The sequence below is a fragment of the Streptococcus phocae genome, assembly GCF_001302265.1.
In the GTDB taxonomy this organism is placed as follows: Bacteria; Bacillota; Bacilli; order Lactobacillales; family Streptococcaceae; genus Streptococcus; species Streptococcus phocae.
Genome location: NZ_LHQM01000078.1, coordinates 1 through 2,519, shown reverse-complemented (window position 1 = coordinate 2,519; position 2,519 = coordinate 1). Strand labels below are relative to the sequence as shown.

Genomic DNA, 2,519 nt, shown 5'->3' with positions numbered 1-2,519 from the left:
TACAGTTGACAATGAGCCTCTTTTTTAGGTTTAAAATGGTAATTTACCAGCAAAAGCACCCATGGTTTTTTTAGTTGCTTCATCAATTTGCTGGAGGGCATCGTTAATGGCTTGAGCAGTCATGTCTGAGAGTGTTTCGAGGTCCTCAGGATCCACAACAGCCTCTTTGAAAGCTATAGAAACAACAGTTTTATCACCTGTAAAAGTAGCAGTAACCAATTCTTGGGCAGATTTTCCAGTAAATTGCATCGCAGCTAATTCAGCTTGCTTTTGTTCCATTTGTTTTTGAAGCTTTTGAGCCTGCTTCATCATATTTTGCATATTCATCATAGTTAGTCAATCTCCTTTATTTATAAGTGTTTTAGATGATTAAGCACCTCCATAAATTGCTTTATGGGGCAGTTATGGGGCAACTTTTTTATATTTTATCAAGAGCGTTTAGTTTTTGCAATAGTTCTTTTCCCATTTTTTCGGTAGTATGAGTATAAATTTTGATTGTGGTGTTGACATCAGCATGTCCTACTCTATCCATGATTGCTTTTAACGGGATTCCCATCTCTGCTAACAAAGTGACATGAGCGTGTCGAAAGGTGTGACTTGTCACTGTGAAGCCATATAGTTTTTCAGTGGCTTTTTTAATTCGTCTATTAATAGTATTAATAGATAGATGATTTCCGTTTCTACTGACAAATACAAATTCATTTTCAAGACGTTCTAATCTTTGATAATTTAGTTCTTCAATAAACATATCGATTACTTTGTCAGGGGCATCTATAGTTCTCTCAGATCCATCAGTTTTTGCACTACCGATTGCAGCACGTGCATGACCATTGACAGAGTAGTCTAATGTATGCTGTATGCGTATTTTTTTTGTTTCAAAATCAATGTCACACCATCGAAGCGCAAGAAGTTCTCCGGGTCGCATACCAGTTAGATAGATAACTTCTGTAAAATTCGCAATGTGCGAGCTTGCTTCATAGGTCCTCATCTCTGTGATGATATTTCTAAACTTATCGCTCTGCATATATTTTTCTTGAAGCTCTTTTTTGTTGGCTTTTTTTCTTTTAGGTACGACCACTTTTTGAAAAGGATTGCTAGAAATATAATCTAGTCTGACAGCATATTCTAGAATCATATTGAGTGGCTGCAATGTTAAATTGATGGTGTTATCAGCGTACTTACCTTTCAAGCTATCTACAAAAGCTTGTAAGAGTTTGACATCAATATTCTTAACTAACACATCTTCTTTGATGAAATCTTGAATCTTTTTGATAGGGTTCTTGTAGACGTGCATTGTTCTGGCTTTGACTGTTTTTGAATGAGACTCTTTCCACTCATCAACCAATTTACCAAAAGTAAGATAATCATAGTTCTTAACACTTAGACGCTCATCAATCATCTGATTAAGTAATCGCATGGCTTTATTTTGAGATTGTCTACTGTTAGACTCTAGTACAATTGAAATTTTTTTGTTTTTTTCAGTATAAGGGTCTTTATATCGCTCTGCGAAGCGATATTTGCCATTTTCGAGAGCTTCAACCCACATATTATCACCTCCTAACCAGAGCAAGTATTTTTTTCATATCAACTCTCCCTGTAACTCCCAACGACTTCTCCTATGATGCGAAAATCGCTATCTCTATCGATAGGCATATCTGGATAATCTCCACACTGATTAAAACTATGCAGAAACGCTCCCTCGTCGTTTATAAGCAACTGTTTGATATAAGCGTCGCCGTAGTACTCAAACACGCCTATATCGCCATCTGAGAGGTCTATAGATAGCTTTACAAACACGTAATCTCCAGAGTGATATTCTGGTTCCATAGAATTACCGTAAACTGGTACGACAAAATCAGCGTCGTAGTTAACTGGCAACTCAATAGTTTCTACTCTGACATCGTTTAAATATTGACCAGTACCAGCAGACAAAGCTTGGTCGTAGTAGTCGTAGGGGAATAAGCGGATAATTTTGTTGTTTTTCTGTTTTTCTTTAGTTTGCTCAGATAGAAGATTTTCCCCATGTTTTATCCAATCACTGCGACGAGGTTCTTTAAGTTCTTTGTCTAATTTGACCACGATGTTAGATGGGGCAGGAATGTTTTCGCGAGAGTACACTTCTACTAAATCTGATTTTTCAATATCGAAATAGTTAGCCATTAATTCGATTTTGTCAATCCTTGGATAGGTTTTGGCGTTCACCCAATCTAATACCGTGCTATATTTAAAATTCATTGCTCTTGAAAACTCTTTAGGGTTCATGTTCTTTTTTTCTAGATATCTTCTTATATTGGAAGCCATTACTTTTTTATTTCCGAGCGACCCGCTCATAAAAACACCTCATTTCTAATTGTATTATAACGGATAAACCGTGCTTTTGTCAAAAAATATTTTAAAAAATAAAAAAAATAATCATTTCGTGTTGACAACACGGTTAAACCGTGTTAAACTATAATCAAGCTTAAGGAATTAAGCAAAATAAAAAAACTCCCACGAGGGAGTGAACTGCACCCCAAAAG

3 protein-coding genes are annotated in these 2,519 nt (G+C 36.0%); all 3 read right to left on the bottom strand.

The annotated features are described in order from the left end of the window. Positions 1-30: 30 nt before the first annotated feature. Positions 31-330: a YbaB/EbfC family nucleoid-associated protein gene (locus AKK44_RS08450; protein ID WP_037595529.1), complete on the bottom strand. Its 300-nt coding sequence runs from the start codon at positions 328-330 to the stop codon at positions 31-33. Between the two features lie 88 nt (positions 331-418). After that, entirely contained in the window at positions 419-1,546 is a 1,128-nt protein-coding gene (locus tag AKK44_RS08445) for a tyrosine-type recombinase/integrase (protein ID WP_054279302.1), read from the bottom strand. Positions 1,547-1,584: 38 nt separating this feature from the next. Beyond that, a complete protein-coding gene (locus tag AKK44_RS08440; RefSeq protein WP_054279301.1) occupies positions 1,585-2,331 on the bottom strand; it encodes a LexA family transcriptional regulator in 747 nt (248 codons plus the stop codon). Positions 2,332-2,519: the final 188 nt, after the last annotated feature.

Bases quoted from the DNA above. Each gene is read 5' to 3' on its own strand.
- AKK44_RS08450 (WP_037595529.1), bottom strand. From the start codon at position 330: ATGATGAATATGCAAAATATGATGAAGCAGGCTCAAAAGCTTCAAAAA.
- AKK44_RS08445 (WP_054279302.1), bottom strand. From the start codon at position 1,546: ATGTGGGTTGAAGCTCTCGAAAATGGCAAATATCGCTTCGCAGAGCGA.
- AKK44_RS08440 (WP_054279301.1), bottom strand. From the start codon at position 2,331: ATGAGCGGGTCGCTCGGAAATAAAAAAGTAATGGCTTCCAATATAAGA.